Origin of the sequence: Gardnerella sp. DNF01199S (genome assembly GCF_049244155.1) — a bacterium.
Lineage (GTDB): Bacteria > Actinomycetota > Actinomycetes > Actinomycetales > Bifidobacteriaceae > Bifidobacterium > Bifidobacterium piotii.
Window position 1 is genome coordinate 915170 of sequence record NZ_CP058380.1, and the last position, 24395, is coordinate 939564.

22 protein-coding genes, 1 tRNA gene and 1 pseudogene are annotated in these 24395 nt (G+C 40.8%); 22 read left to right on the forward strand and 2 right to left on the reverse strand.

The window, feature by feature from the left end:
• Window position 1 precedes the first annotated feature (1 nt).
• From HXT45_RS03580 to HXT45_RS03595, 4 genes are all read left to right on the forward strand, one after another.
• Window positions 2–742, forward strand: a complete 741-nt coding sequence (locus HXT45_RS03580; protein WP_421781277.1) for a CinA family protein — start codon at window positions 2–4, stop codon at window positions 740–742.
• Entirely contained in the window at window positions 729–962 is a 234-nt protein-coding gene (locus HXT45_RS03585; RefSeq protein ID WP_004130765.1) for a DUF3046 domain-containing protein, read from the forward strand. The genes HXT45_RS03580 and HXT45_RS03585 overlap by 14 nt, the downstream gene beginning before the upstream one ends.
• A 243-nt stretch (window positions 963–1205) precedes the next feature.
• Window positions 1206–2363 carry a recombinase RecA gene (gene recA / locus HXT45_RS03590; protein WP_128814093.1) on the forward strand — a complete coding sequence of 386 codons (1158 nt, stop codon included), beginning with the start codon at window positions 1206–1208 and terminating at the stop codon, window positions 2361–2363.
• Window positions 2364–2385: 22 nt separating this feature from the next.
• Window positions 2386–3096 (forward strand): regulatory protein RecX, encoded by a 711-nt coding sequence (locus HXT45_RS03595; protein WP_128814094.1) that lies wholly within the window; start codon window positions 2386–2388, stop codon window positions 3094–3096.
• Window positions 3097–3107: 11 nt separating this feature from the next.
• Here HXT45_RS03595 and thrC read toward each other — a convergent pair whose 3' ends face one another.
• The gene (thrC, locus tag HXT45_RS03600) at window positions 3108–4625 is read right to left on the reverse strand and encodes a threonine synthase (protein WP_128814095.1); all 1518 of its coding nucleotides are present in this window, start codon (window positions 4623–4625) and stop codon (window positions 3108–3110) included.
• Window positions 4626–4697: 72 nt separating this feature from the next.
• Between thrC and HXT45_RS03605 the strand changes: the two are divergent.
• From HXT45_RS03605 to HXT45_RS03675, 15 genes and pseudogenes are all read left to right on the forward strand, one after another.
• Window positions 4698–6055 (forward strand): annotated as a pseudogene (locus tag HXT45_RS03605) (glutamate-5-semialdehyde dehydrogenase).
• Window positions 6056–6071: 16 nt separating this feature from the next.
• Complete coding sequence (locus tag HXT45_RS03610; protein WP_248901168.1) at window positions 6072–6707, forward strand: phosphoribosylglycinamide synthetase; 636 nt, start codon at window positions 6072–6074, stop codon at window positions 6705–6707.
• A complete protein-coding gene (gene nadD, locus HXT45_RS03615; RefSeq protein WP_004130778.1) occupies window positions 6708–7487 on the forward strand; it encodes a nicotinate-nucleotide adenylyltransferase in 780 nt (259 codons plus the stop codon). It abuts the gene before it with no gap.
• A 148-nt stretch (window positions 7488–7635) separates the two neighbouring features.
• Window positions 7636–8658 (forward strand): ribose-phosphate diphosphokinase, encoded by a 1023-nt coding sequence (locus HXT45_RS03620; protein ID WP_421781280.1) that lies wholly within the window; start codon window positions 7636–7638, stop codon window positions 8656–8658.
• A gap of 86 nt (window positions 8659–8744) precedes the next feature.
• Window positions 8745–8815: transfer RNA gene (locus tag HXT45_RS03625), tRNA-Gln, on the forward strand.
• Window positions 8816–8949: 134 nt separating this feature from the next.
• Window positions 8950–9600, forward strand: coding sequence for a CDP-alcohol phosphatidyltransferase family protein (locus tag HXT45_RS03630; RefSeq protein ID WP_004133174.1), 651 nt, complete (start codon window positions 8950–8952; stop codon window positions 9598–9600).
• A gap of 76 nt (window positions 9601–9676) precedes the next feature.
• On the forward strand, window positions 9677–10435 hold the full coding sequence (locus HXT45_RS03635; RefSeq protein WP_004113651.1) for a YebC/PmpR family DNA-binding transcriptional regulator: 759 nt from the start codon (window positions 9677–9679) through the stop codon (window positions 10433–10435).
• A 6-nt stretch (window positions 10436–10441) separates the two neighbouring features.
• Window positions 10442–11023 (forward strand): crossover junction endodeoxyribonuclease RuvC, encoded by a 582-nt coding sequence (gene ruvC, locus HXT45_RS03640; protein WP_004130785.1) that lies wholly within the window; start codon window positions 10442–10444, stop codon window positions 11021–11023.
• 60 nt (window positions 11024–11083) lie between these two features.
• Window positions 11084–11722, forward strand: coding sequence for a Holliday junction branch migration protein RuvA (gene ruvA, locus HXT45_RS03645; protein ID WP_060785991.1), 639 nt, complete (start codon window positions 11084–11086; stop codon window positions 11720–11722).
• 5 nt (window positions 11723–11727) lie between these two features.
• Window positions 11728–12807 (forward strand): Holliday junction branch migration DNA helicase RuvB, encoded by a 1080-nt coding sequence (gene ruvB / locus HXT45_RS03650; protein WP_060785990.1) that lies wholly within the window; start codon window positions 11728–11730, stop codon window positions 12805–12807.
• A 68-nt stretch (window positions 12808–12875) separates the two neighbouring features.
• A complete protein-coding gene (gene yajC / locus HXT45_RS03655; protein ID WP_060785989.1) occupies window positions 12876–13295 on the forward strand; it encodes a preprotein translocase subunit YajC in 420 nt (139 codons plus the stop codon).
• A 17-nt stretch (window positions 13296–13312) separates the two neighbouring features.
• The gene (locus tag HXT45_RS03660; RefSeq protein ID WP_004130797.1) at window positions 13313–13894 is read left to right on the forward strand and encodes an adenine phosphoribosyltransferase; all 582 of its coding nucleotides are present in this window, start codon (window positions 13313–13315) and stop codon (window positions 13892–13894) included.
• A gap of 95 nt (window positions 13895–13989) precedes the next feature.
• Window positions 13990–15318: a DUF6350 family protein gene (locus HXT45_RS03665; RefSeq protein ID WP_060785988.1), complete on the forward strand. Its 1329-nt coding sequence runs from the start codon at window positions 13990–13992 to the stop codon at window positions 15316–15318.
• 71 nt (window positions 15319–15389) lie between these two features.
• Window positions 15390–17030: a bifunctional phosphoribosylaminoimidazolecarboxamide formyltransferase/IMP cyclohydrolase gene (gene purH / locus HXT45_RS03670; protein WP_032819170.1), complete on the forward strand. Its 1641-nt coding sequence runs from the start codon at window positions 15390–15392 to the stop codon at window positions 17028–17030.
• A gap of 200 nt (window positions 17031–17230) precedes the next feature.
• Window positions 17231–17560: a DUF3017 domain-containing protein gene (locus tag HXT45_RS03675; protein ID WP_373271614.1), complete on the forward strand. Its 330-nt coding sequence runs from the start codon at window positions 17231–17233 to the stop codon at window positions 17558–17560.
• A 24-nt stretch (window positions 17561–17584) separates the two neighbouring features.
• Here the strand turns inward: HXT45_RS03675 and HXT45_RS03680 are convergent, their stop codons facing one another.
• Window positions 17585–18523, reverse strand: coding sequence for an MIP/aquaporin family protein (locus HXT45_RS03680; protein ID WP_018639242.1), 939 nt, complete (start codon window positions 18521–18523; stop codon window positions 17585–17587).
• 238 nt (window positions 18524–18761) lie between these two features.
• Here HXT45_RS03680 and HXT45_RS03685 point away from each other — a divergent pair, with 238 nt between their 5' ends.
• The 3 genes from HXT45_RS03685 (at window position 18762) to HXT45_RS03695 (ending at window position 24350) form a co-directional block, all read left to right on the forward strand.
• The gene (locus HXT45_RS03685; protein ID WP_421781283.1) at window positions 18762–19535 is read left to right on the forward strand and encodes a pseudouridine synthase; all 774 of its coding nucleotides are present in this window, start codon (window positions 18762–18764) and stop codon (window positions 19533–19535) included.
• On the forward strand, window positions 19532–21739 hold the full coding sequence (der, locus tag HXT45_RS03690; protein WP_018639245.1) for a bifunctional cytidylate kinase/GTPase Der: 2208 nt from the start codon (window positions 19532–19534) through the stop codon (window positions 21737–21739). The genes HXT45_RS03685 and der overlap by 4 nt, the downstream gene beginning before the upstream one ends.
• Before the next feature lie 82 nt (window positions 21740–21821).
• Entirely contained in the window at window positions 21822–24350 is a 2529-nt protein-coding gene (locus tag HXT45_RS03695; protein WP_421781285.1) for a DEAD/DEAH box helicase, read from the forward strand.
• Window positions 24351–24395 lie beyond the last annotated feature (45 nt).

Sequence of the window (24395 nt, forward strand, 5' to 3'; positions counted from 1 at the left end):
AATGTGTGACGATTTGGCAAGTACTTCTACGGATTCTTCTACGGATGTTTTCGCAAGTAAGATTCTCGATTTTTGTGTGAATAATTCTTTGCATATTTCTTGTGCAGAATCTTTAACAGGAGGACTTCTTGCGGATTCATTTGTAAACATTCCTGGCGCTTCAAAGGTTTTTCTTGGATCGGCTGTTACTTACGATATTCGCGAAAAATCTAAGATTCTTGGCGTGGATTGCGATTTGCTTAAAACTTGCGGTGCTGTAGAGCCTAGTGTTGCAAAGCAAATGGCGTTTGGTTGCGCAAGATTGTATAGCGGCGCAAAGTGGCAATACGATTGCATGGATTCTAGTAAAGATGTTGATAGCGCAGATTTTCCTGTTATTGGATTGTCTACTACTGGCGTTGCAGGTCCTGGACCCGATGGCTTAAAGCCACAAGGATTGGCTTACGTTGGAATTTTTATTCCAAATGTTGCTTCAAAGCGCTGTTCTTCGCTCGATTTTGATTTAGTTTCGCTAAAAATTAACAATATTAAAGATCGTGTTTTTGATTGTGAATGTGGCAAAATAAGCAATCTTTCATTAAGTAGATGTTCTACTTATTCAGTTGACCACGGTTTTACGCTTTGCGCTCAACTAAATATTTCTGGAGATAGAAAAGACGTTCGTATTGGTGTTGTTAGTACGCTAATTAGGATTTTCTATGCTCTTATTTTTGAAGATTGGATTTTTTATGCGCGAACGTGAATTTTGGGAACTTCTTGAAGAAGTTTTTGGTAGAGAATTTGGTAGGAGTATTGCTAAAGATCAAGAGTTGCAAAAGCTTGATGGTATGAGCGCGCGCGAGGCGATTGATGCTGGCGTGGAGCCTAGAATTGTTTGGAATGTTTTATGCGATCATATGAATATTCCAGATAATAAAAGGTGGGGCAAAGATCATAATGCTCCGCCGCTTCCTGCAAAATAGGGGTTATTTTATTTTTTAATTTGATTGCGTGTATGCGTTTTTGTTGGAATTTCAAGCCAACACGCATATCGAACAAATGTTCGTTTGTGGTGTATAATATTTAATTGTTGGTCTTCTTGCAGCGTGTAAGTGCCTATTGGTTATTGGAAGATAGCCTTTAACCACATTGCTCTAAAACGCTTGCACGGGCATCATGTATTGAGTATGGTCATCAATACATCGGCATGCGAAAGGAGTAATAATATGGCACAACAAACAAAAAAGGGTGCTGTGGATCGTCTTATTGATGCCGACAAGGCAGATCCACGTAGAAAAGCAGCGCTAGAGATGGCTCTTGCAAATGTTGAAAAACAATATGGCAAGGGTTCTGCAATGCGATTAGGAGATAAGCCACTGCAAGATGTTGAGGTTATTCCTACTGGTTCTTTAGCTCTAGACATGGCTTTGGGAATTGGTGGTGTTCCTCGTGGGCGTATTGTAGAGGTTTATGGTCCAGAATCTTCTGGTAAAACAACGTTAGCTTTGCACATTGTTGCTAATGCTCAAAAGAATGGCGGAGTTGCAGCGTTTATTGATGCTGAGCATGCGTTAGATCCAGTTTATGCGCGTAAATTAGGTGTAGATACAGATTCTCTTATTGTTTCTCAGCCAGATAATGGCGAGCAAGCTTTAGAGATTGCAGATATGCTTATTCGATCTGGTGCTTTAGATGTTATAGTTGTTGATTCTGTAGCAGCGCTTGTTCCAAAAGCCGAAATTGACGGAGATATGGGAGATAGTCATGTTGGTTTGCAAGCTCGCTTAATGAGTCAGGCTTTAAGAAAGATGACAGGAGCTTTGTCTCAAGCTGGAACAACCGCAATCTTTATTAATCAGCTTAGAGAAAAAATCGGTGTGTTCTTTGGTAATCCAGAAACAACTACAGGTGGTAAAGCTCTTAAATTCTATTCGTCTGTTCGAATGGATATTAGGCGTGTTTCTACTATTAAAAACGGAGAAGAAGCTGTTGGCAATCGAACTAAAGTAAAGATTGTTAAGAATAAAATGGCTCCTCCTTTCAAAACAGCTGAATTTGATGTTCTTTATGGAGAGGGAATATCTACTGAAGGCTCTGTAATTGATATGGCTGTACAGTGTGACGTTATTAAAAAGTCTGGTTCTTGGTTTACGTATGAGGGTGAACAGCTTGGTCAAGGTAGAGAAAATGTGCGTCAATTCCTTAAAGATAATCCTGCTATTACGGAAGAAATTAGCGATAAAGTAAAAGTTGCTTTTGGGCTAATGAAGCCAGAAGATCAATTTGTTGAAGTAGAAGATGAAGACGATAGCGAAAAAGCAAAGTCGAATTCTAATGCAGAAAATAAGTCAGATGCTTCTAGTAAAGATTCCAAGAATAAATAGTGATAGATGAGAAGACTGATAGATGATTAGTGTTGAGAGTTTTCTTCGCAATCATAAGCCCGTAGATGCTTCTGTTTTTAACAAAAATGATGTTAAGAACAAGAATGTGTGTGCAGAAGATGATTGTAGTTTAGAAGCTGTTAATTCACATTATTCAGAGAATAGTGTTGAAATAGGTGATTGCGAAGAAAACTCATGCCATTCGTCTTATAGATTGCAAAAGTATAACTCTTTTAATAATAAAGCTGTTAAAAAAGTAGACTCTAAAAAAGCATGCGACTTTGATAGTTGCAAAGAGTGTGCTTTAAGAATGTTAGATTATGCTGCAAGATCTTCAAACGACTTAAAAAATAGGCTTATAGATAAGGGCTACAGAGAGAATATTGTTGAATCTGTAATAATTCGTTTAGAAGATTTGCACTTGATTGACGATGAACAATATGCTCAATCTGTTATACGCTCATGCTCAAGTAGAACATTAGGAGAACGTGCAACTCGCATGGAGTTGCAAAAAAAGGGAGTTCCTTCTGCAATAATAACCTCATCTTTGCAAGATGCTAGAGAAAACGGTGTTTTTGAACAAAGCGCATGGGATTTGGGTAAAAAGGTAGCACAGCGAACAAAAAATCTAGAACCAGATGTTAGAAGGCGAAGATTCTTCTCTGCAGGAGCTAGAAAAGGCCACGATCTAAACATGTTAAACGAAGTATATTATGCTCTGTTTAAGTCTTAAACTATTAGGACTTAGCAGATTTCGTTAGCGCACTTAAGAACGTAATCTGGCATATCTTCAACGTTAATAACATCGTTGAATCTAGCTGTTTTATTCTTAAGTTCGCTAAGCATTTTAGGAGCGTTTGTAGAAGTTTTGCTTTCTAGCAAATCCATGCAAGCAAAATCATCTAATCCTTCAACATTTAAGCCTAAAGATTCGCAAACAACTCTAGGAAACTTATACGGGCTTGCAGTGCTTAAAAGAACGCGAGGAACACTAGAATCATGAGGAATATGGCTCATAACAAAGTATCCACAAGCAGTATGTGGGTCAATAACATAATTATGCTTATTCCAGCATTCTTTTATGGAATCGCGAATTTGATCCTCGTTTGCCCATCCGCATCCAAAAAGTTCTCGAATTTTAGAAAGCACGTCTTCTGGTACTTCAAAAGCTCCCCATTGTTGCAAATCATTCATAAGCATTTGCAAAAGTCGCGTATCTTTATTGCACATGTAATAAAGCATGCGTTCCAAATTAGAAGAAACAAGAATATCCATAGAAGGCGCAACTGTTTGATGGAAAGGTCGAATCTTGTTATATGTTCCGCTAACCAAAAAGTCAAACAAAACATTATTGCTATTGCTTGCCACAATCAAGTGCTTTACAGGAAGACCAAGCATTTTTGCATAATATCCAGCAAGAATATTGCCAAAATTGCCACTTGGAACGCAAAATTCCACTTCGTCTCCAAGCTTTATAGATCCGCGTTCAACAAGCTTAGAATAAGCGTAGAAGTAGTAAACAACTTGAGGAATAAGTCTGCCTATATTAATCGAATTAGCAGAAGAAAGCAAAGCATTATTGTTATTCTTAATCGATTCATTGATTGAGTCGTTAGTAAAAATTTGCTTAACGCTGCTTTGAGTGTCGTCAAAATTACCTCTAACAGCGCAAACTTTTACGTTGCTTCCGCTTTGAGTTGTCATTTGCAATTCTTGAACTTTACTTACTTTGCCTTCTGGGTAAAAAGTAACCATAGAAGTGCCTTCAACATTTGCAAAACCAGCTAGCGCAGCTTTGCCTGTATCTCCCGAAGTAGCTGTAAGAATCATAACGTTTTGGCTAGAGTCAGAAGCATTTTTTGAGCAACGAATAAATTGTGGCAAAATTTGCAAAGCAACATCTTTAAAAGCGCAAGTAGGACCGTGGAAAAGCTCTAAAACAAAATCATTGTTAGTGCCAAGCTGCTTTAATGGAGTAATCTCGCAATCTTCCCATTGGTCTCCATAAGCATTTTCAACGCACTCATCAAGCTCGCTAGAAGTAAAATCTGGAAGGAGGATTTGAAGAACATCTTTAGCGATTTGCTTATAAGATTTTCCAACAAGATTAGAAATATTGTAGCGAGTTTCACCAAGGCAATCCGTAACAAACAGGCCACCGTCTTCGGCTATGCCCCTACGAATAGCTTGCTTCGACGTATAGGTTTTAGAGTTAGACCTAGTGCTATGAAACATAACTGTATTCGTAGTGTTTTCTGCCATGATTCCTCCATCTGTGTCAATTGTTATACATAATACCCGAAGCATTGGAGCCTAAGCACTGCTATTGCTAATATGTTCAATATGATTAATCTCAATACAAAGTTTGACGAAACGCATAATAGTGAGCAAGTCAATAGTTCTAAAGAGCATGGGGACTCTGCAGATTCTATTGTTTTTTCTAGAGCAGATGATGCGCGAATTGCTCAAAGAGAATTTGCTAAAGCTAATGCCACTTTTAAGAACAAGCTTTTAATCGCTATTGCTGATTCTCTTGAAAATAATGCAGACTTTATTGAAAAAGCAAATAAGCAAGATTTAGAAAAAGCCAAAAAAATGGTATGGACGCTGGAAAACTAGACAGACTTGTGTTTAACAAAGAAAGAATAGTTAAATCAGCTCAAAGTGTTAGAAAAATAGCGCAATTACAAGATCCTGTTGGCCAAATTGTTAGAGGGTACACGCTGGAAAATGGTATTAGACTTTCTCAAGTAAGAGTGCCAATTGGTGTAATGGGAATGATTTACGAAGCTAGACCAAATGTAACTGTTGACGTTGCATCTTTGTGCGTAAAATCTTCAAACGCTGTAATTTTAAGAGGCGGAAGCGCAGCCGAATGCACAAATCGTGCAACTGTTAGCGTGTTAAAGCAAGTCTTAAAAGATTTTGGTGTAAGTGAAAATCTTATAGAATCTGTTGATGATTTAGGTAGAAGCGGTGCAACATCAATGATGCACGCACATGGTCATATTGATGTTCTTGTTCCTAGAGGAAGCGCAAATCTAATCGCGGCAGTTGTTAAAGAATCAACAGTTCCAGTCATAGAAACTGGCGCTGGAAACGTTCACATTTATGTAGATAAAACAGCAAACTTTAGTCAAGCAATTCCGATTATTATAAACGCAAAAACTCAACGAGTCGGAGTTTGTAATGCTGCAGAAAAATTACTTGTAGATCGAAGCATTGCTAAAGATTTTCTTCCAAAAGTTGCAAGTGAATTAGCGAATCGTAATGTTTTAATTCATGCTGATGAAGAATCATACAATATCTTATCATCCGCAAATATAAGTGGTATTAAATTAGAGCATGCAAATAATGAAGATTGGTCTACAGAATACTTGTCTTTGCAAATCGGAGTAAAAGTTGTAGATGGTGTTAAAGATGCCATTAATCATATTTCAAAATATTCAACGGGTCACACGGAAACGATTATTGCGCAAGACTACTTAACGATTAACGAGTTTGTTTCGTCAATAGACAGTGCGGTTGTTATGGTAAATGCTTCAACAAGGTTTACAGACGGCGGCGAATTTGGTTTTGGAGCCGAGCTTGGAATTTCCACTCAAAAGCTGCATGCAAGAGGGCCAATGGGCTTAGTAGAGATGACAACTACAAAGTGGATTGGCTACGGTCAAGGACAAATAAGGGCTTAAGAGTAAGGTTAAGAATATGCCTGATACATCACAATCACAATCGTCTAAAATTGCTAAAAATCAATCAAACGAGGATTTAAGACTATCTATAAGCCTATCTAATGGTGTAAGTGCTTCTAATGTGCTTGATGCTTTAGATGTTGCAGCAGAAAGATTGTCTATTGTTCGTTACGTGTTTTTAGTTCAAATAGAAGATGGGATTGCGTCTGCAAGTCAAAGGTCTTCTCTTGAATATGCTGACGCTGTTTTAATGGGTTGGCCAGATAGAGATAATCGAGATGTTGTTACGCCAGAAAACAGCGAAATAATAGATGAAGTTAATAAGAATTTGCAAAAAATGGAAAGCAATATAGCTGAATTTAGTAAGCTTGAGCGCGCTAGCCTTGTAGACAATATGAGTGAAGTTCTTGTAGAGATTACGGAGTGCGTTGCAAACATTCGAGGCGTTTTCCAACCCGATTTTGCTCTTCCAACGTTTGAAGAAATTAAGCGCGTTGTTCAAGATGAGTGGAATGAAGAAATGGGGAACATTAATCCAGACAAAGCAAATGTTGCTTCCAGCGTAATTGATGAAGCGAAAGCAGATGATGCTGCAGATGCGTCTAATGCAAATAACGCGCGCAATGTACGCAATGCATCTAGGATGAATTAAATGAGTGATTCATCTACAGAACGCAGAATGTCGGATTTGTTCCAAGGTTCTTTTGACCAAAGTCAAGCTAGCGTGCCAGTTTCGGCAAATTCTTCTAGGCTTAAGCATTCTGCAAGAGGAAATGTTCATCAACACCCAAGAATAGGGATTATGGGTGGCACTTTTGATCCGATTCACAATGGCCACTTGGTAGCAGCTTCCGAAGTTGCGTGGGTTTATGATTTAGACGAAGTTATTTTTGTTCCTACTGGAAAGCCTGTTTTTAAGCTAGACAAAAAAGTCACAAATGCAGAAGACAGATATTTGATGACTGTAATCGCAACGGCTTCAAACCCAAAATTTACAGTTTCTAGAGTAGATATTGATAGGCCTGGTGTTACTTACACAATCGATACGCTTCGCGATATTCGCGCACAACACCCAGACGCGGAGCTTTTCTTTATTACTGGAGCAGACGCTATTGCAGAGATTATGCAATGGAAAAATGCTAGAGAATTATGGAGTTTAGCTAGATTTGTTGCTGTAACGCGTCCAGGCTATGCAAGTCCAGAAAAGTTTACACAAATTGAAGCTCGTTCCGCGTCTTACGATTCGTGTGACGACATGGTTAATTGCCATAGTCATCGTTTTCCTGTTGACATATTGGAGATTCCAGCATTGGCAATTTCTTCAACAGACGTTCGCAAGCGTGCAGAGCATGGGGAGCCAGTTTGGTATTTGGTTCCAGACGGCGTTGTTCAATACATAGTTAAACACGGTTTATACATACGCGATTTGTAATGATTTGTAATGTTTTTTGTAAGGATTTGCAACTGTTTGCAAGCATTTGTTATGTATGAAACGGCTTAATGGTTATAGTCTGCGCAAATAGATAGTATTGAACTCAGTCCGATTTTTGTGGACTGTTAGCGAACTAGCGTTTGGAGATATGGTGAGCATCGTCCTTGAAGGAAAGCCAGATAAAAACCTTGTTCTCGTAACTGGTCGCGCGCATCCTAAGCTTGCTAAAGATGTTGCGAATCAGCTTGGTATAGATGTATTGGAAACAACAGCATACGATTTTGCTAATGGCGAGATGTATGTTCGTTACACTCAGTCTGTGCGAGGAACAGACGTGTTTGTGTTGCAAAGTCATAGTGACCCTGTTAATAAGTCCATTATGGAACAGTTGATTATGATTGATGCATTAAAGCGCGCATCTGCTCGTTCTATTACCGCTGTGTGCCCGTTGCTTGGATATTCTAGACAAGATAAAAAGCATCGCGGTCGTGAGCCTATTTCTTGCCGTTTGATGTTTGATTTACTTAAAACTGCAGGCGCAGATCGCATTATGAGCGTTGATTTGCATGCTGCGCAATCGCAAGGATTCTTTGACGGTCCTGTAGACCACTTAATTGCTATGCCAGTTTTGGTGGACTATGTAAGGGATCGCTTTAGCGAAGATTTAGGCAATGTTACCGTTGTTTCGCCAGATGCAGGGCGAATTCGTGTTGCAGAACAGTGGGCGCAAAGATTGGGCGGAGGCTCATTGGCTTTTGTTCATAAGACTAGAGATATTACGCGTCCAAATCAAGCTGTTGCAAATCGTGTAGTTGGTGATGTTGCTGGTCGCGATTGCGTTATGGTAGACGATTTAATCGATACTGCTGGAACAATCGCAGGTGCTTGCAATGTTCTTAAAGACGCTGGAGCAAAGTCTGTAACTGTTGTTGCAACGCACGGCGTTCTTTCTGGTCCTGCAGTTGAGCGTTTGAAGAATTGTGGCGCTAGAGAAGTTGTGTTAACAGATACTGTTCCAATCCCACAAGAAAAGCGTTGGGATGGGCTGACGGTCCTTTCAATTGCTCCACTTTTGGCAAGTGCTATTAAGGCTGTGTTTGAAGATGGGTCTGTTGCAAAGCTGTTTGACACGTACCCAGAACATCACGGAAAAGGGTTTTTGTTTGCATAAATTTGCATAAATCCTATTTCGCCACGCCAAGCTTGACGATTTTGATTGTTGTGGCATAATAGTGACTTGGCGGTTTTTTCCGCCGTTCCCTCATGGTGTAATGGCAGCACACGGGTCTTTGGAACCCTTTGTCTTGGTTCGAATCCAGGTGAGGGAGCTAGAATTAGCGCCGCTTAGTTTTAAGCGGCGTTTTTGTTAACACGGTGATGAGTTTAGAAGTGATTTGTGTTTGAATACTCGTGTTTGAGCGCTGTGTTTGAATACTGTGCTTGAATCAAAGAAAGGCTTAATATGTTGGAATCTTTAAGAAGTGGATTCAAACGTGTTATTTTGCCAATCGCAAAGCTTCTTGTTAAATTTGGATGTAGCGCTAACAGTGTTACGATTTTTGGCACCATTGCACTTGTTGCAACTTCTGTTTTTATTTCTATAAGCGGCCAGCTTTTTATTGGCACTATTTTGCTTACGATTTTTGTTCTTGCAGACGCTTTGGATGGCTCTGTTGCTGCTTTAACAAACAAGAATGGTGGCACTAAATTTGGCGCATTTTTAGATTCAACTCTAGATAGAATTGCAGATTGGTCGCTTTTTGCGTGTGTTTGCATTTGTTTATATCGAGCAAATAATCTAAACATTTGCTTATATTTGCCATTTTACGTGAATAATTTTTTGAGATATTGCGGATTAGTGTGCTCGCTAGTATCTATGATGTTTGCTTTTGTAACATCATATGCGAGAGCAAGAGGCGAGTCCGTTGGAGTAGACGCTAAAAAAGGATTGATTACTCGCGCCGATAGAGTTGCCATAATTCTAGTTTCAATGGGATTAAGCGGATTAACGGGTTGGTTATTGTGGCTTTGCTTGGCAATGATTATTCTTTGCATTGGTGGAGCTATAACTGTTTTTCAGCGCATTTTTGAAGTTAAAAATTTGCTGAAATAAATTCAATTTGGTGATTTGTCGCTAAAGCGCATTAAAATCATCACGTTTACGTAACCGTACACTTTTTAGGAGTATCATGTCAGGTCATTCCAAGTGGGCGACCACAAAGCACAAGAAGGCCGCTATCGACGCAAAGCGCGGCAAGCTTTTCGCCAAGCTTATTAAGAATATTGAAATCGCAGCTCGTCTTGGTGGTGGAGACCCAGATGGTAACCCAACTTTGTACGATGCAATCGTTAAAGCTAAGAAAGCTTCTATGCCAGCAGACAACATTAAGCGTGCTGTTAAGCGTGGCTCTGGAGAAGAAGCAGGCGGCGCAAACTACGAAGAGATTGTTTACGAAGGCTATGCTCCTGCAGGCGTTGGCTTGATTATTGAGTGCCTTACAGATAATCGTAATCGCGCTGCAGCAGATGTTCGTTCCACTCTTACAAAGGGCAATGGCTCTTTGGCTACAAGTGGTTCTGTGAGCTTTAACTTTGAGCGCAAGGGCTTGATTGAAGTTCCTAGCGAAGGCGTTGACTATAGCAAGCTCTTTGATATTGCTGCAGAAGCAGGCGCTGAAGACGTTGCAGACGATGGAGATGTGTATTCCGTATACACGGATTCTAGCGATTTGGTAACTGTTCGTAAGGCTTTGCAAGATGCTGGTTTTGACTACGATTCTGCAGAAATCGTTATGCATCCAAACAACGAGGTTGAGTTGAGCTTTGAAGATGCTCAAAAGGTGTCTCGCTTGATTGACAATCTTGATGATTTGGACGATGTTCAAAATATTTATAGCAACTGGACTGCTTCGGATGAAGTTATGGCTCAGCTTGAGGAAGCAGAATAGTTTCCAATGATGATTTTGGGCGTTGACCCCGGGCTTACTCGCTGCGGGGTCGGCGTGATTGAAGCCGGCGTTTCTCGTCGGCTTTCTTTTATTCACGTCGATGTTTTAAGAAGCAATCCAAAAACTTCTCAAGATTTAAGATTGCTAGAAATTTACAATGGTCTTGTGGAGAAAATCGAGAGGTTTTCGCCAGATGTTGTTTCGATTGAGCGCGTGTTTGCTCAAGAAAATCGAAATACGGTGCTTGGAACTGCTCAAGTTGCAGGAATCGCTATGCTTGTTGCAGCTCAAAGGGGTATTCCTGTTGCTTTGCACACTCCTACGGAGGTTAAACTTGCTGTTGCAGGCAGTGGTAGTGCTGGCAAAGAGCAAGTAGAGCGCATGGTTGCGCGTCTTTTGAATCTTAATATATTGCCAACTCCTGCAGATGCTGCCGATGCTTTAGCTCAAGCTATTTGCCATGCTCTTAGACCTGCAGGCGCGTTGCAAGGCGGAGAGCGAGAGCAGCATTTAACGGATGCTCAAAGAAAGTGGGCCGAGTCTTTGCGTGCGGCGCGCGGATCAAGTTCTGTCGGGCGAGGTATGTAGGATGTTTATAGAACAGATGTTCTATAGGCTGTAGGGATTTATTTTGAAAGGTGAGCGCTGATGATCGGTATGCTTAATGGCGTAGTGGAATCTATCGATTCGCGTTGTGCGCTTGTCTGTGTTTGTGGCGTTGGCTACGAGGTATATATGCCTTCGTCAGATTTGTCATCTTTGCGAGAAGGTCAAGAAGTTAGAGTTTATACGTCTTTGCAAGTTAGTCAAGATGCTATTACGCTTTATGGTTTTACAAGTATAGCTGCAAAGCGTATTTTTCTTCAAATTCAACAAAAAGTTAGTGGAGTGGGTCCTAAAGTAGCTCTTTCTTTGCTTTCAACATTAAGCGTAGATCGTTTGATTAAGGCTATTGCGGATTCAGATGTTTCCGCGCTTTCTTCCGCTCCTGGGCTGGGAAAAAAGGGTGCACAAAAAATTATCCTCGAGCTTAAAGGCTCTATTGACGTGTCTTTATTAGAACAAGATAGCGCGGATAAAAATGTAAACAAGAATATAAGCGATTTTATTGATTCTTCTATGCAAAAAGTTGTTGTTGGATTGATGTCTTTAGGCTGGAAGCAGTTTGATGCTCAAAAAGCAGTGGAAAGCGTTTGTAAACAAGAGCATATTTCTTTGCCAATTAGAGATGAAGATATGCCAACAGTTTTGCGCATGGCTTTGTCTTCGCTGGATAGAGGCAGGTGAGGATTATGAGTTTTGGCGAGAAAATCAACAGCGAGAAGATAAACAGCGTTCAATCTGTTAATACTGGCGTATCAGAAGATTCATTAAGAATAGTATCTTCTAGCCCTATAGAAAACGAGCAAATTAGTGATGAGGAGTTACGTCCTCATGTTCTGGATGGTTTTATTGGTCAGCCTTTATTAAAAGCGCAGTTGCAACTTTTTTTGGATGCTGCAAGATTGCGTAATGTTCCTCCAGATCATATGCTTCTTGCGGGTCCTCCTGGTCTTGGAAAAACAACGTTGGCAATGATTGTTGCTAACGAATTAGGTGTTTCTATTCGAGTTACTTCTGGCCCTGCTATTCAACATGCTGGGGATTTAGCATCGATTTTAAGCTCTCTAGATACAGGTGAAGTGTTGTTTATTGATGAGATTCATCGACTTCCTCGCGCTGCAGAAGAGTTGCTTTATATCGCTATGGAAGATTTTCGAGTAGACGTTATGGTTGGAAAAGGACCTGGAGCGTCTTCTATACCGCTTACTTTGCCTCATTTTACGGTTGTTGGCGCAACTACTAGGGAAGGCATGCTTCCTTCTCCTCTTAGAGCGCGTTTTGGTTTTACTGCTCACTTGGATTTTTATCCTCACGAAGAGCTAGAGAAGCTTATTGAGCGCTCTTCCGCACTTTTAGACGTAAATCTTGCAGACCAAGCGGCAAAAGAGCTTGCTTTGCGCTCTAGAGGAACTCCTAGAATTGCAAACAGACTTTTGAGGCGTGTTAGAGATTGGGCAGTAGTCCATAATCTTAAAGAAGTAAATCGCGAGTCTGTAATCGAGGCTTTATCTTTGTATCAAATAGATACTCAAGGCCTTGATCGTTTAGATATTGCTGTTCTAAAAGCTATTGTGGTTCAATTTAATGGTGGTCCTGTAGGGCTTAATAACTTGGCTGCAATGGTTGGAGAAGAGTCGGAAACTGTGGAAACAGTTTGTGAACCATATTTGGTTCGAGAAGGCTTTCTTGTTAGAACACCTAAAGGCAGAGTTGCAACCGAAAAAGCTTGGCAACATTTAGGTCTTAAAGCACCCGATAATGTCAGATAGATAACATAAAATAGTTGATTTGGACGGTGTTTTGCCGTCTTAGGGTTGGATAACTTAAGGAGTTTATTGTGCCCCAATTCTTTCAACAGTATGGCATGCTTATTGTTCTTGTAATTGCCATGGTTGGTATCATGTGGTTCCAATCTCGTAACATGAAAAAGCGCCAAACTGAATTGCGTTCTTTCCATGATTCCTTAAAGCCTGGTGTTGAGGTTATAACCATTGGCGGAATTATTGGTAAAGTTGTTAGCGTTGATGCAGATCACGAAGAAATTGTTTTAGATTCAGAAGGTAGTCTGCTTCGCGTATCTTTCCGTGCTGTTAACAGGGTTTACGTTCGCGTAGATTTTAATAGCTACGATAAAGAAGATAGTGCAGAAGGCGCTAATAATAATGCGGATAGCGCAGAAGATAACGAATCGCAAGAATCCAATGAATCTAACGAGGTTCAAGAATCTAGCGAATCTAATGAAAATAAAGAAAACTAGAATAGAACGCTAGGATTATGACAACAACTGATATTACGGTAAAGCCTCTAAAGAATGTTAGTAGTGAAGATGCTAATTATTTAGCATCTCTTGTTCGCACAATTCCAGGATTCCCTAATCCAAAGATTGTTTTTCGCGATTTTCTACCAGTATTTGCAGATGCTCGTGGTATGAACATTCTTATTGAGTCACTTGTTGATTCTTTGCCAGTTTCTAAAGATTCTTTTGATTTAGTTGCAGGTCTTGAAGCTCGTGGATTCTTATTTGGCCCAGTATTAGCTGCACGCTTAAATAAGGGTTTTGTTGCCGTAAGAAAAGCAGGGAAGTTGCCGCCAGAAGTTATTAGCGAATCGTATTCTCTTGAATATGGAGAAGCTAAAATCGAGATTGAAAAAGACTCGATTAAACCTGGCCAGCGTGTTCTTATTGTTGATGATTTGATTGCAACAGGAGGAACCGCAAAAGCTGCTGCAAGGCTTGTTGAAAGATCCGAAGGTGTTGTTGCTGGATTCTGCTTTGTAATGGAGCTAACGGGCATTAACGGAATGAGCGACCTGCAATCCTATAAGTGCTCTAGCTTAATGAAAATGCCAGCTTAAACACAGCAAATAATAGTTTTAGGAAAAGCGTTAAATACATAGATAATCCAAAATAATCCAAGTCTAAACTTTAAGAACGTAGGGGAGAAACAATTTTGAAAAAACTAAAATCTTCTCTTATTAGCGTTTTGAAGGGTTTAGCTATTCCAGCAATAGCTATTTTTGTTTTTGCTCTTATTGTTGGATTGTTTATGTCTTTAACGCTTTTAGTAATTTCGATTGAAGAAGGAACTGGTAATCTTTCTGATTCATCAATGTCTTTAACATGGGCCGTACTTCTTTTTGCACAAGGTGTTGGTCTTGGTTTTGACGATTTTGTTCTTACGATTATTCCTCTTGGATTAACAATTCTTTTAGTTTCATCTCTTGCAATTGCAATGAGAAAGCTAAAAGGCGGTCAATTAGCCAATTCAATAGGATTATTTGTTTGGGTTTTTGCAAATTATGTAATATCCCAAAATACTAATATTGAGTTGTTGGATTCTTCGCCAATAATATTGCTAAAAAGTGTTTGTGTGTATATTTTGGCTATGATGATTGCCGTTTTTCCATATTCTTCTACGTTTGCACAAATAAAACAAAAGTTGGCAAAGCATTTTTCTGAGCGAACAATTAAATGCGCAAAAATCTGTTTTTATTGCTCTATAAGTGTTTTGGCAATTTACGCAATTGTTGCACTTTTAACAATCATCTTTTGGTGTGTAGTTGGTTCAAGCAACGTTGAGATTGCATTTTCTAAGCTAGGGATGCAAATCGGTTCTAGGATTTTAACATCTATTGCCTGTTTAGTGTGGTTGCCGAATATTGCACTATGGGCATTATCTTGGATTTCTGGAGCAGGATTCAACATTGGAGATATTGCAAGCTTTAGTATTTTTTCTGTTAGCAAAAAATCGTTACCACCTATTCCACTTTTTGCAATATTCCCAGATGCTATAAAAGATTCATTCTATAGAACAGCTTCGGTTAGTATATTGTTTGTTTTGTGCGCTATTTTGGCATTGTTTATAATTTTGTACTCAAAGTTGTGCAACCTTAGAATCATATTTGATAACAATAAAGTAGACTGGAAGAAAACAGCTTTTGCATTTGTTCAATCTGCAATAGTTCTAGTAGCGTCTTGCATGGCAATAATACTTGTTATGAGTGTATTGCTTCTATTTGCAAATGGTAGTTTGGGAAGATTTAGATTAGCACATGTTGGAGTTAATGTAAGTAGAAGTCTTCGTTCCTTAGGGCATTTAACAATATATGGTTTTGGCTTTTCTTGGCTTATTATTCTTTTTGTTTGCGCAATAATAGTTGGTATTCGACTTTTAAGCAATAAAATTTTATCCGAAAATCAACCTTTGCTTGAGAGCAAAACTGAAACTAGTAATCTTGAGTCAACTAGAACAGTCAGCTCAAAAGCTAATAAAAAATAAATCCTCATCCAACACAAGGAGGAAGACCGGTGCAACAGATACATGAGCAAGAACAAAATGCAGATGTGCTGATAACCACAGGTAAAAGGTCAATAAAGCGAGTACTGGTTTCAGTATTTTGCAAAGAAGGACTAGAAACGCTGGCAGATGCTTTTAGAAAGTGTGGAACTCAAGTTGTTTCAACTGGTTCAACTGCTTCAAAGCTTCAAGAATTGGGTGTAAGCGTTACGCAAGTGTCGGATGTAACAGGATTCCCAGAAAGTTTAGATGGTAGAGTTAAAACACTCGATCCACATATTCACGCTGGAATCCTAGCAGATATGACCAATTCGGATCACGTAAAGCAGCTTAAAGATTTGAATATTGAGCCATTTGATGCTGTAGTTGTAAATTTGTATCCTTTTGTGAACACAGTTATGAGCGGTGCTAAAAACGACGCCATTATTGAAAAAATCGATATTGGTGGACCTTCAATGATTCGAGCAGCTGCTAAGAATCATAAGTCTGTAGCTGTTATTACAGATCCTGCAGATTACAAATTGCTTGCTAATCGAATTGCTTCTGGCAAAGGTTTTAGCTTGCAAGAGCGTGAATACTTAGCGCATAAAGCATTCGAGCATACAGCCGCTTACGATGCTGCAATATGCCAATGGACTAATAACGCTTGGCCAATGCCGCAAAGCATGATGGAAAACACGGATAACAATGATGATTCGCTTGATAAAACAAGCAAAGATTCGTTACTTCCACGCGACTACACAAGAACATGGACTCTTGAACGTAATCTTAGGTATGGAGAAAACCCACATCAATATGCTGGGCTTTATCTTGATCCGTTGCATAATGGCGGTTTAGCTCAAGCTGAGCTTCTTGGCGGAAAGCCAATGAGTTATAACAATTATGTTGATGCGGACGCAGCGTGGCGTGCGGTTTGGGATTTTGCTCCACAAATTACCGTTGCTGTTTGCAAACACAATAATCCGTGCGGCTTAGCAATAGGCGCAACAGCAGCCGAAGCTCACGCGAAGGCTCACGCTTGCGATCCTGTAAGCGCATACGGCGGAGTGATTGCTTGCAATTCAACTGTTACGCTAGAAATGGCACAAAGTGTGCGTCCAATTTTTACAGAAGTGATTATTGCTACAGACTACGAGCCTGAGGCTTTGGAATTATTGCGCACTAAGAAGAAGAATTTGCGAATACTAAAGGTTGCAAATCCTCCTGTTTTAGGTTTGCAAGTGCATCCTATTGACGGAGGCGCGTTGGTGCAAAGCGCAGATAAGATTGATGATTTTGGAGATAATCCACAAAATTGGACTCTTGTTTCTGGAAATCCAGCAGACGAAAAAACCTTAAAAGACTTAGAGTTTGCGTGGCGTTCTCTTAGATGCGTAAAATCTAATGCCATTTTGCTTGCGCATGATTTAGCAACTGTTGGAATAGGAATGGGTCAAGTTAATCGCGTGGATTCTTGCCATCTTGCAGTTGAAAGAGCTAATACTTTGGCAGATGGCGTTGAACGTGCTAAAGGCTCTGTTGCAGCATCCGACGCATTCTTCCCGTTTGCTGATGGTCCGCAAATCTTAATAGAAGCAGGTGTAAGCGCAATTGTTCAACCTGGAGGATCTATTAGAGATGAGGAAGTGTTTGAAGCTGCGCGCGCGGCTGGCGTAACAATGTACACTACTGGAACAAGGCACTTCTTCCACTAAAAATCAATCGCTATTTGCAAATTAGTCTTTATGTAAATAGCTGATTAGTCAGTTAGATTAACTCGATCAATCATATTAACGTAAAAAGCCTTGGATTTTATTTAATATACTTTCCAAGGCTTTTTATGTATTATACAAGTATGACAATTAGCCAGAAGAACCAAGATAACGAATTAAAATTTGAGCATAAAGATGAATTAATGAATAATGTGAACAGCAGCGTGAATAACAACGTGTCCAACAACTCAAACAATCATATCTACGTTTCGGAAGTAAAAGAGGGAAAGCCGTATGCGCAATGGATTGTGGCAATAATAGTATGCGTGTGCGCTGTATTAGCTTTCATAGGAAAAATAATGGCTGCTACAGTTATTATTTCTGCAACAGCCATCATTCTTGGAATAATACGCTTAATTTTCTCTCAACGAAGCCCTTGGAAAGTTAGATCCATTGCTTTTGACTCTTTTATAAGCATTGCACTAGGACTTGGTTTGCTAATAACGTATTTTTCTATTTTTGTTTTTATGTAACCTATTTTGTTTTAACTATTTGTCTTAGTTATAGAATGGGTTAACTTCTTTATTCTCGCTATTTTCTGATTCTTCGTTAGATGCTGAAGTGTTTTTGGAAGAATCATCCGAGCTTAAATCGCCAGCATTATTGGATTCTTTAACACTGTTTGAGTCTTTTGAAGAAGAACGAACAAGCTTGCTAATAAGCATAACGAATCCAACAAGAGCTGCTGCAAAAACAGGAGCAATCCAAAATACCCAAAGTTGGCTTAATGGTGCAGTAGCTAATTTCTTAGACTGTGCAAGAATGGCAATACCTGTAGAGCGAGCAGGATTAAGACCCGATCCAGTAATTTGGTATGTAATAAAAGCTCCAACCGAGTATGCAATACCCATGTGTGCTGCATAAGTGCATTTAGCACTACCATCTTCGCGCGTATACGTCATTGCTGTTGCAACAATAATAAGAACTGCAATAATCTCAACTATTAATGCGGAGATAACGCCAAAAGAAGCATTAACGCTTTTTAGCTGATTTGCAGAGATAGAAGCGCTTTCAAAACCGTTTACAACAGGAGCAAACCATGTTTTTTCTGGAACCATTTTAGTTTGAGGAAGAATAAAAACAGTTATTGAAGCAGCAACGAGTGCGCCAAGAACTTGCGCAATAATGTATAAAATTCCAGAGATATAAGAGGTTCTTCCAGTAAGCATAGAAGCGATTGTTACTGCTGGATTAACGTGGCCTCCAGAAACCTTAGCTGCTATACTGATTGCTGCTGCGTAAGCTAAGCCTGTTCCTGCAGCAATTAAAAGAACGTTCACGCCGTACATTGCTGTTACAACAGAAGAGAACGTGTAAATAGTAAATATTGCAAAAACGCTTGCAATAAATTCAGCAAAAATCCTAAAAATAAGAGGTGCAGGAGCAGATGTTTTTTGCTCATCATTTGAACATTTATTTTGCAAAGTGTTGTTCATAACAATTCCTTACGTTAATGTGTACGTGTTGTGTTGTTTTTATGTTGTTTTGTTATTCGCAACACAACCAAACGTTTGCTATAGTATCACGGCTATGCCATACGCTAGTATAGAAAAACGTGGCAATTTGCTGTGAGTATTAAAAAATGATTAAAAATCATTAAAAAATACGCAAAAATGGCCATAAATAAAACATCAATAAGATTAAATTAATACAATAGGTCACGTTGGGAGAACGATGCCAAACGCATATTCCCGCGCCAATCAGGCGCATTCAAATGACAAAAATGCCGTTCGACTGCAAAAGCTACTTGCTGAAGCGGGATTTGGTTCAAGACGCAAATGTGAGGAGATTATTCTCGATGGGCGTGTTGAAGTGGATGATGAGCTTGTAACAACACTCGGAACTCGAGTAGATCCAAGTAAGCAAAAAATTTGCGTAGACGGATCCAGAGTAAAGTTCAATCACAAGCTTGTAACGCTTGCGCTTAATAAGCCAAAGCGAGTTTTGAGCGCAATGGATGATCCAAAAGGTCGCTTTACTTTAAGAGATATTGTTGGAGACAAATACGAGCGAATTTTCCACATGGGTCGCTTGGACTACGATTCGGAAGGTCTTATTTTAATGACCAACGATGGCGAGTTAAGCCAGCATGTTATGCACCCAAAGTACGAAGTTGAAAAAACGTATATTGCAACTGTTGAAGGCAAAATCAACGGAATGGTTTGCCGCAGGCTAGTTTCGCAAGGCGTAAATCTGGAAGACGGCTGGATTAAGCTAGACAGATGCGCAATAATCGATCAGAATCACGATGCAACAATCGTAAAAGTTGTTTTGCATTCTGGTAAGAATCGAATTGTGCGTAGGATTTTTGGAGCTGTTGGCTTTCCTGTAAAACGTCTTGTTCGTACGCAAATCGGCCCTATTAAGTTGGGTGACTTAAAAGCTGGGTCTTACCGCGTGCTTTCGCAAGTAGAAGTGCGCTCGCTTTCTAAGGAGGTTGGCCTGTGATTTGTGTAGCAATTGATGGACCAGCAGGAGTCGGTAAGTCTTCTACTTCTCGCGCTTTAGCACAATACTACGGTTTTGCGTATTTAGATACGGGTGCAATGTATAGAGCTGCCGCATGGTGGTGCTTAAAGCAAGGAATTGATTTAAGCAAGCAGCTTGAGTTGGATGAAGAAGGAAATCCAACAAATTCTGCAGATGCAGAACGCTTTAATCAAATTGTTGAAGCTGTTGGAGCATTGTTTACGGAAGATCATGCTGAATTTAGCGTTGATCCAAAAAATCCTGTAGTCGTAATTGATAGTGAAGATATTAGCGAAGAATTGCGTTCCAGCGAAGTTTCTTCGCACGTGTCTACTGTTTCTTCGATTCCTGCAGTTCGACGCATGCTTATTGCTGCTCAACGCGCATATATTGCTTCAGAGTCTGCTGAGGATTCTTTCTCTGGCGGAGAAGGAATTGTTGCAGAAGGCCGCGATATTACTACTGTTGTGGCTCCTAATGCGCAAGTTCGAGTGCTTCTTACTGCGCGCGAAGAAGTGCGCCAAGCTCGAAGAAACAAGCAAGATATTGCGCAAGAAAATTCGCAAAATAATGAATCTAAGAATAATGAATCTTTAGAAGAAGACGATATTCGCGCTCGCGACGCTAAAGATGCTAAAGTTACGCATTTTCTTAAAGCAGCAGACGGTGTTACAACTTTAGATAATTCTGATTTGACTTTTGAGCAGACTCTTGACGCTCTTGTAGAGATGGTTGACGATGCAATTGAGCAGGATGAGTACGACCGTTATGCTGCAAATCTTGAAGGCTACGATCTTGACGATGAAGACCGTGCGCTTCTTAGCGGAGATTTAGCAGGCGAAGATGAGTCGAAAGACGCTAAAGCTGTTGGAGTAATTGCCGTTATAGGCCGACCAAACGTTGGAAAATCAACGCTTGTAAACCGTATTTTGGGTCACAGAGTTGCTGTTGTAGAAGATACTCCAGGCGTTACTAGAGATCGCGTAAGCTACGATGCTGAGTGGGCTGGAACCAACTTTAAGCTTGTTGACACTGGCGGCTGGGAAGCAGATGTTGAAGGTATTGATTCTTCGATTGCTCAGCAAGCGCAAGTAGCAGTGCGTTTAAGCGATGCTGTGATTTTCCTAGTAGACGGTCAAGTTGGTTTAACAGCTACCGACGAGCGTATTGTTTCAATGCTTCGCGCTGCTGGTAAGCCTATTACTTTGGCAGTTAACAAGGTTGACGACGCTAGAAGCGAGTATTTGACTGCAGAGTTTTGGAAGCTTGGAATGGGCGAGCCTTACGGAATTTCTGCAATGCACGGAAGAGGCGTGGGAGATTTGCTTGACGCAGCTCTTGCATCTTTAAAGAAAGCGAATAAGACTTCTGGATTCTTAACTCCGCAAGGTCTTCGCAGAGTTGCTTTAGTTGGACGTCCAAACGTTGGCAAGTCTTCGCTTTTGAACCATTTAGCTCACGAAGAGCGTTCTGTTGTAAACGACTTGGCTGGAACTACTCGAGACCCTGTTGATGAAGTTGTGCGCGTAGACGGCGAGGACTGGCTGTTTATTGACACGGCTGGTATTAAGCGCAGGCAGCACAAGCTTACTGGCGCCGAATACTATTCTTCACTACGTACGCAAGCTGCGATTGAACGCTCGGAACTTGCTTTGATTCTTTTTGATTCTTCTCAGCCGATTGCAGAGCAGGATCTAAAAGTTATGAGCCAGGCTGTGGATGCAGGTCGCGCAATCGTACTTGTGTTTAATAAGTGGGATTTGATGGACGAATTCTCTAGGCAGCGCATGGAACGCTTGTGGAAAACTGAGTTTGAGCGCGTTACTTGGGCTGAACGCGTTAATCTTTCTGCAAAAACAGGATGGCATACTAACCGTCTTGCGCGCGCTATGCGAACAGCCTTAGAAAACTGGGATAAGCGCATTCCTACAGGCAAGCTTAACGCCTTCTTAGGCCGTATTCAGTCTGCTCATCCACATCCTTTGCGAGGTGGAAAGCAAGCGCGAATCTTGTTTGCAACGCAAGCTTCTACGCGCCCTCCGCGTTTTGTAATATTTGCAACTGGATTCTTAGAGCACGGCTACCGTCGCTTTATTGAGCGTTCTCTTAGAGAAGAATTTGGATTCGAGGGAACTCCTATTCAAATCTCCGTAAAAGTACGAGATAAAAAGAAGCGCAAGTAAAATCGCAGGTTAATCATAATAAATCGCAAATAAATCTGCGATTAAAGTTGCGATTAAAGCGTAAGTAAAGTAGGAGCGGAATATGGCTGGATTAGGCGAGTTAGCTCTTGATTTGCATCATGCTAGCGAAGATGAGATTTTTCAAGCATTTGTTGATTGGGTTAAAACTAACAAGCATGTAGATTTGTGGCCGCATCAAGAAGAATCTGTTATGGATTTGCTTGCAGGAGACCACGTAATCTTAAATACTCCAACAGGCTCTGGAAAATCGCTAGTAGCGCTCGGCATGCATTTTGCGGCACTTGCCACTGGCAGACGCTCCTACTACACTGCGCCAATCAAAGCACTTGTATCCGAAAAATTCTTCGATTTAGTTGCGATTTTTGGGCGAGACAACGTAGGCATGATTACTGGCGACTCGCATATTAACGCGGATGCTCCAATAATCTGCTGCACAGCGGAAATCTTAGCAAATCAAGCCTTAAGAGAAGGCGTAAACGCAAAAGTTGATTGCGTTGCAATGGACGAATTCCACTACTATGGAGACCCAGAGCGAGGATGGGCTTGGCAAGTGCCTCTTCTTACGCTTCCAAATACGCAATTCTTGCTTATGAGCGCAACTCTTGGAGATGTGTCAGACATTGCACAGCGATTAGAAAAATCAACAAATCGTAGTGTTGATATTATTGCTAACGCTCCAAGACCAATCCCACTCGAATACGAGTACATAGATAAGCCACTTGCTGCAACTGTAGAACTCTTATTTAACAAGGGTTTAACGCCAATCTACGTAGTTCATTTTTCCCAAGATGCAGCTCTAGAAACAGCTCAAGCGCTCGCAAGCACGGGAGTTTCTAGCAAAGAGCAGCGAGACAAAATTGCTCAAGCGATTAAAGGCACTAAATTTACTACAGGTTTCGGCAAAATTTTGCAAAGGCTACTGCGCACTGGCGTTGGCGTACATCATGCTGGCATGCTTCCACGCTACCGCAGGCTTGTTGAACAGCTAGCTCAGCAAGGATTGCTGCCCGTTATTTGTGGCACAGACACTCTTGGCGTTGGTATTAACGTGCCAATTCACTCTGTTGTGCTTACAGCTCTTACAAAATTTGACGGGAACCGTAGTCGAAAGCTTCGCGCTCGCGAGTTTCATCAAATTGCAGGTCGTGCAGGCAGAATGGGGTTTGATACAGAGGGCTTAGTAGTTGCAGAGGCTCCAGAGTTCGAGATTGAAAACGCGCGCGCTGTTGCAAAAGCCGGAAACGACCCTAAAAAGCTTAAAAAAGTTAAACGTAAAAAGGCTCCAGAAGGATTTGTAGTTTGGGGTGAGCCAACGTTTACTAAGCTTATTGAAAGCGCTCCAGAAACTTTGAATCCGCACATGGTTGTAACGCACTCAATGATTTTGAACGAAGTTACGCAAGGCGGAGACGCTAAAGCACGCGTTGAAAAACTTATTGAAGATAGTGCACAAAAGCCGCAAGATAAAGAAAAATTGCTTGAGCGTTGCAACGATATTTTCCAAACTCTGCTCGATACTCAAGTGATTGAATGCAGAGAGTTTTCGGATGGTTCTTGCGATTATGATCTTGATGTTGCTATGCCAGAGGGTTTTGCTTTAGATCAGCCACTTTCTCCGTTCTTGCTCGCAGCTTTGGAACTTCTTGACCCAGAATCTCAAAGCTACGCGCTTGACGTAATTTCTATGGTTGAGTCAACTTTAGATGATCCTAAGCCTGTTCTTCGCGCGCAAGAGCGTAAAGCTCGCGATGCTGCAATGGCTGGCATGAAAGATGATGGCATTGATTACGAGGAGCGCATGGAACGCTTAGCGGAAGTTAGCTACCCTAAGCCTCTTGAAGATTTGCTTGAGCCTGCTTTTGCGCAATATCGCAAAGATGTTCCGTGGGCAAACGACTACTGGATTAAGCCTAAATCTGTGCTTCGAGACATGGTTGAAACCGCCTCTGATTTTACTGGCTATATTTCGCGCTATGGCATTGCTAGAAGTGAAGGAACGCTTCTTCGTTACCTTTCGGACGCTTATCGTTCGCTTGCTCGAACTGTGCCAGAAGACATGCTTAACGAAGAATTGCGCGATATTATTTCGTGGCTTCGACTTGTTGTGCGCTCTATTGATTCGAGTTTGGTTGACGAGTGGGAGAGTGCTGGAGGGTCGGACGCTGAAGCTAGTGCAGTAACTACGGCTGCGCCTGGAACTTCTGAGTCTGTTGTTGCGGATCGAAGAGGACTTATTGTGTTGATTAGAAATGCAATGTTCCGCCGCGTGCAACTTATGGATTTGGAAGATGCGGATGCTTTGGGAGAGCTTGACAAAGCTTGGGGTTACGGCGTTCATGAGTGGAATGATGTGCTTGACGACTATTACGACGAACATGAGTATGTTGGGATAGATGCCAAAGCTCGTGGCGGAGACTTGTTTATTTTGGATGATTCTCTAGAAAAAAATGAGCATTCGTGGAAAGTTCGGCAGATTATTGACGATTCGGACGGAGACCATAATTGGGCTATTACTGGAATTGTTGATTTGGATTCCACACAAGATACAGGCGAAGTTGTGTTCTTTGACTACAGCGTGTCGCACGTTTAGTGTTGTTTTACTTAAGTTTTATTTGCGTTTTGCTTATATTTTACT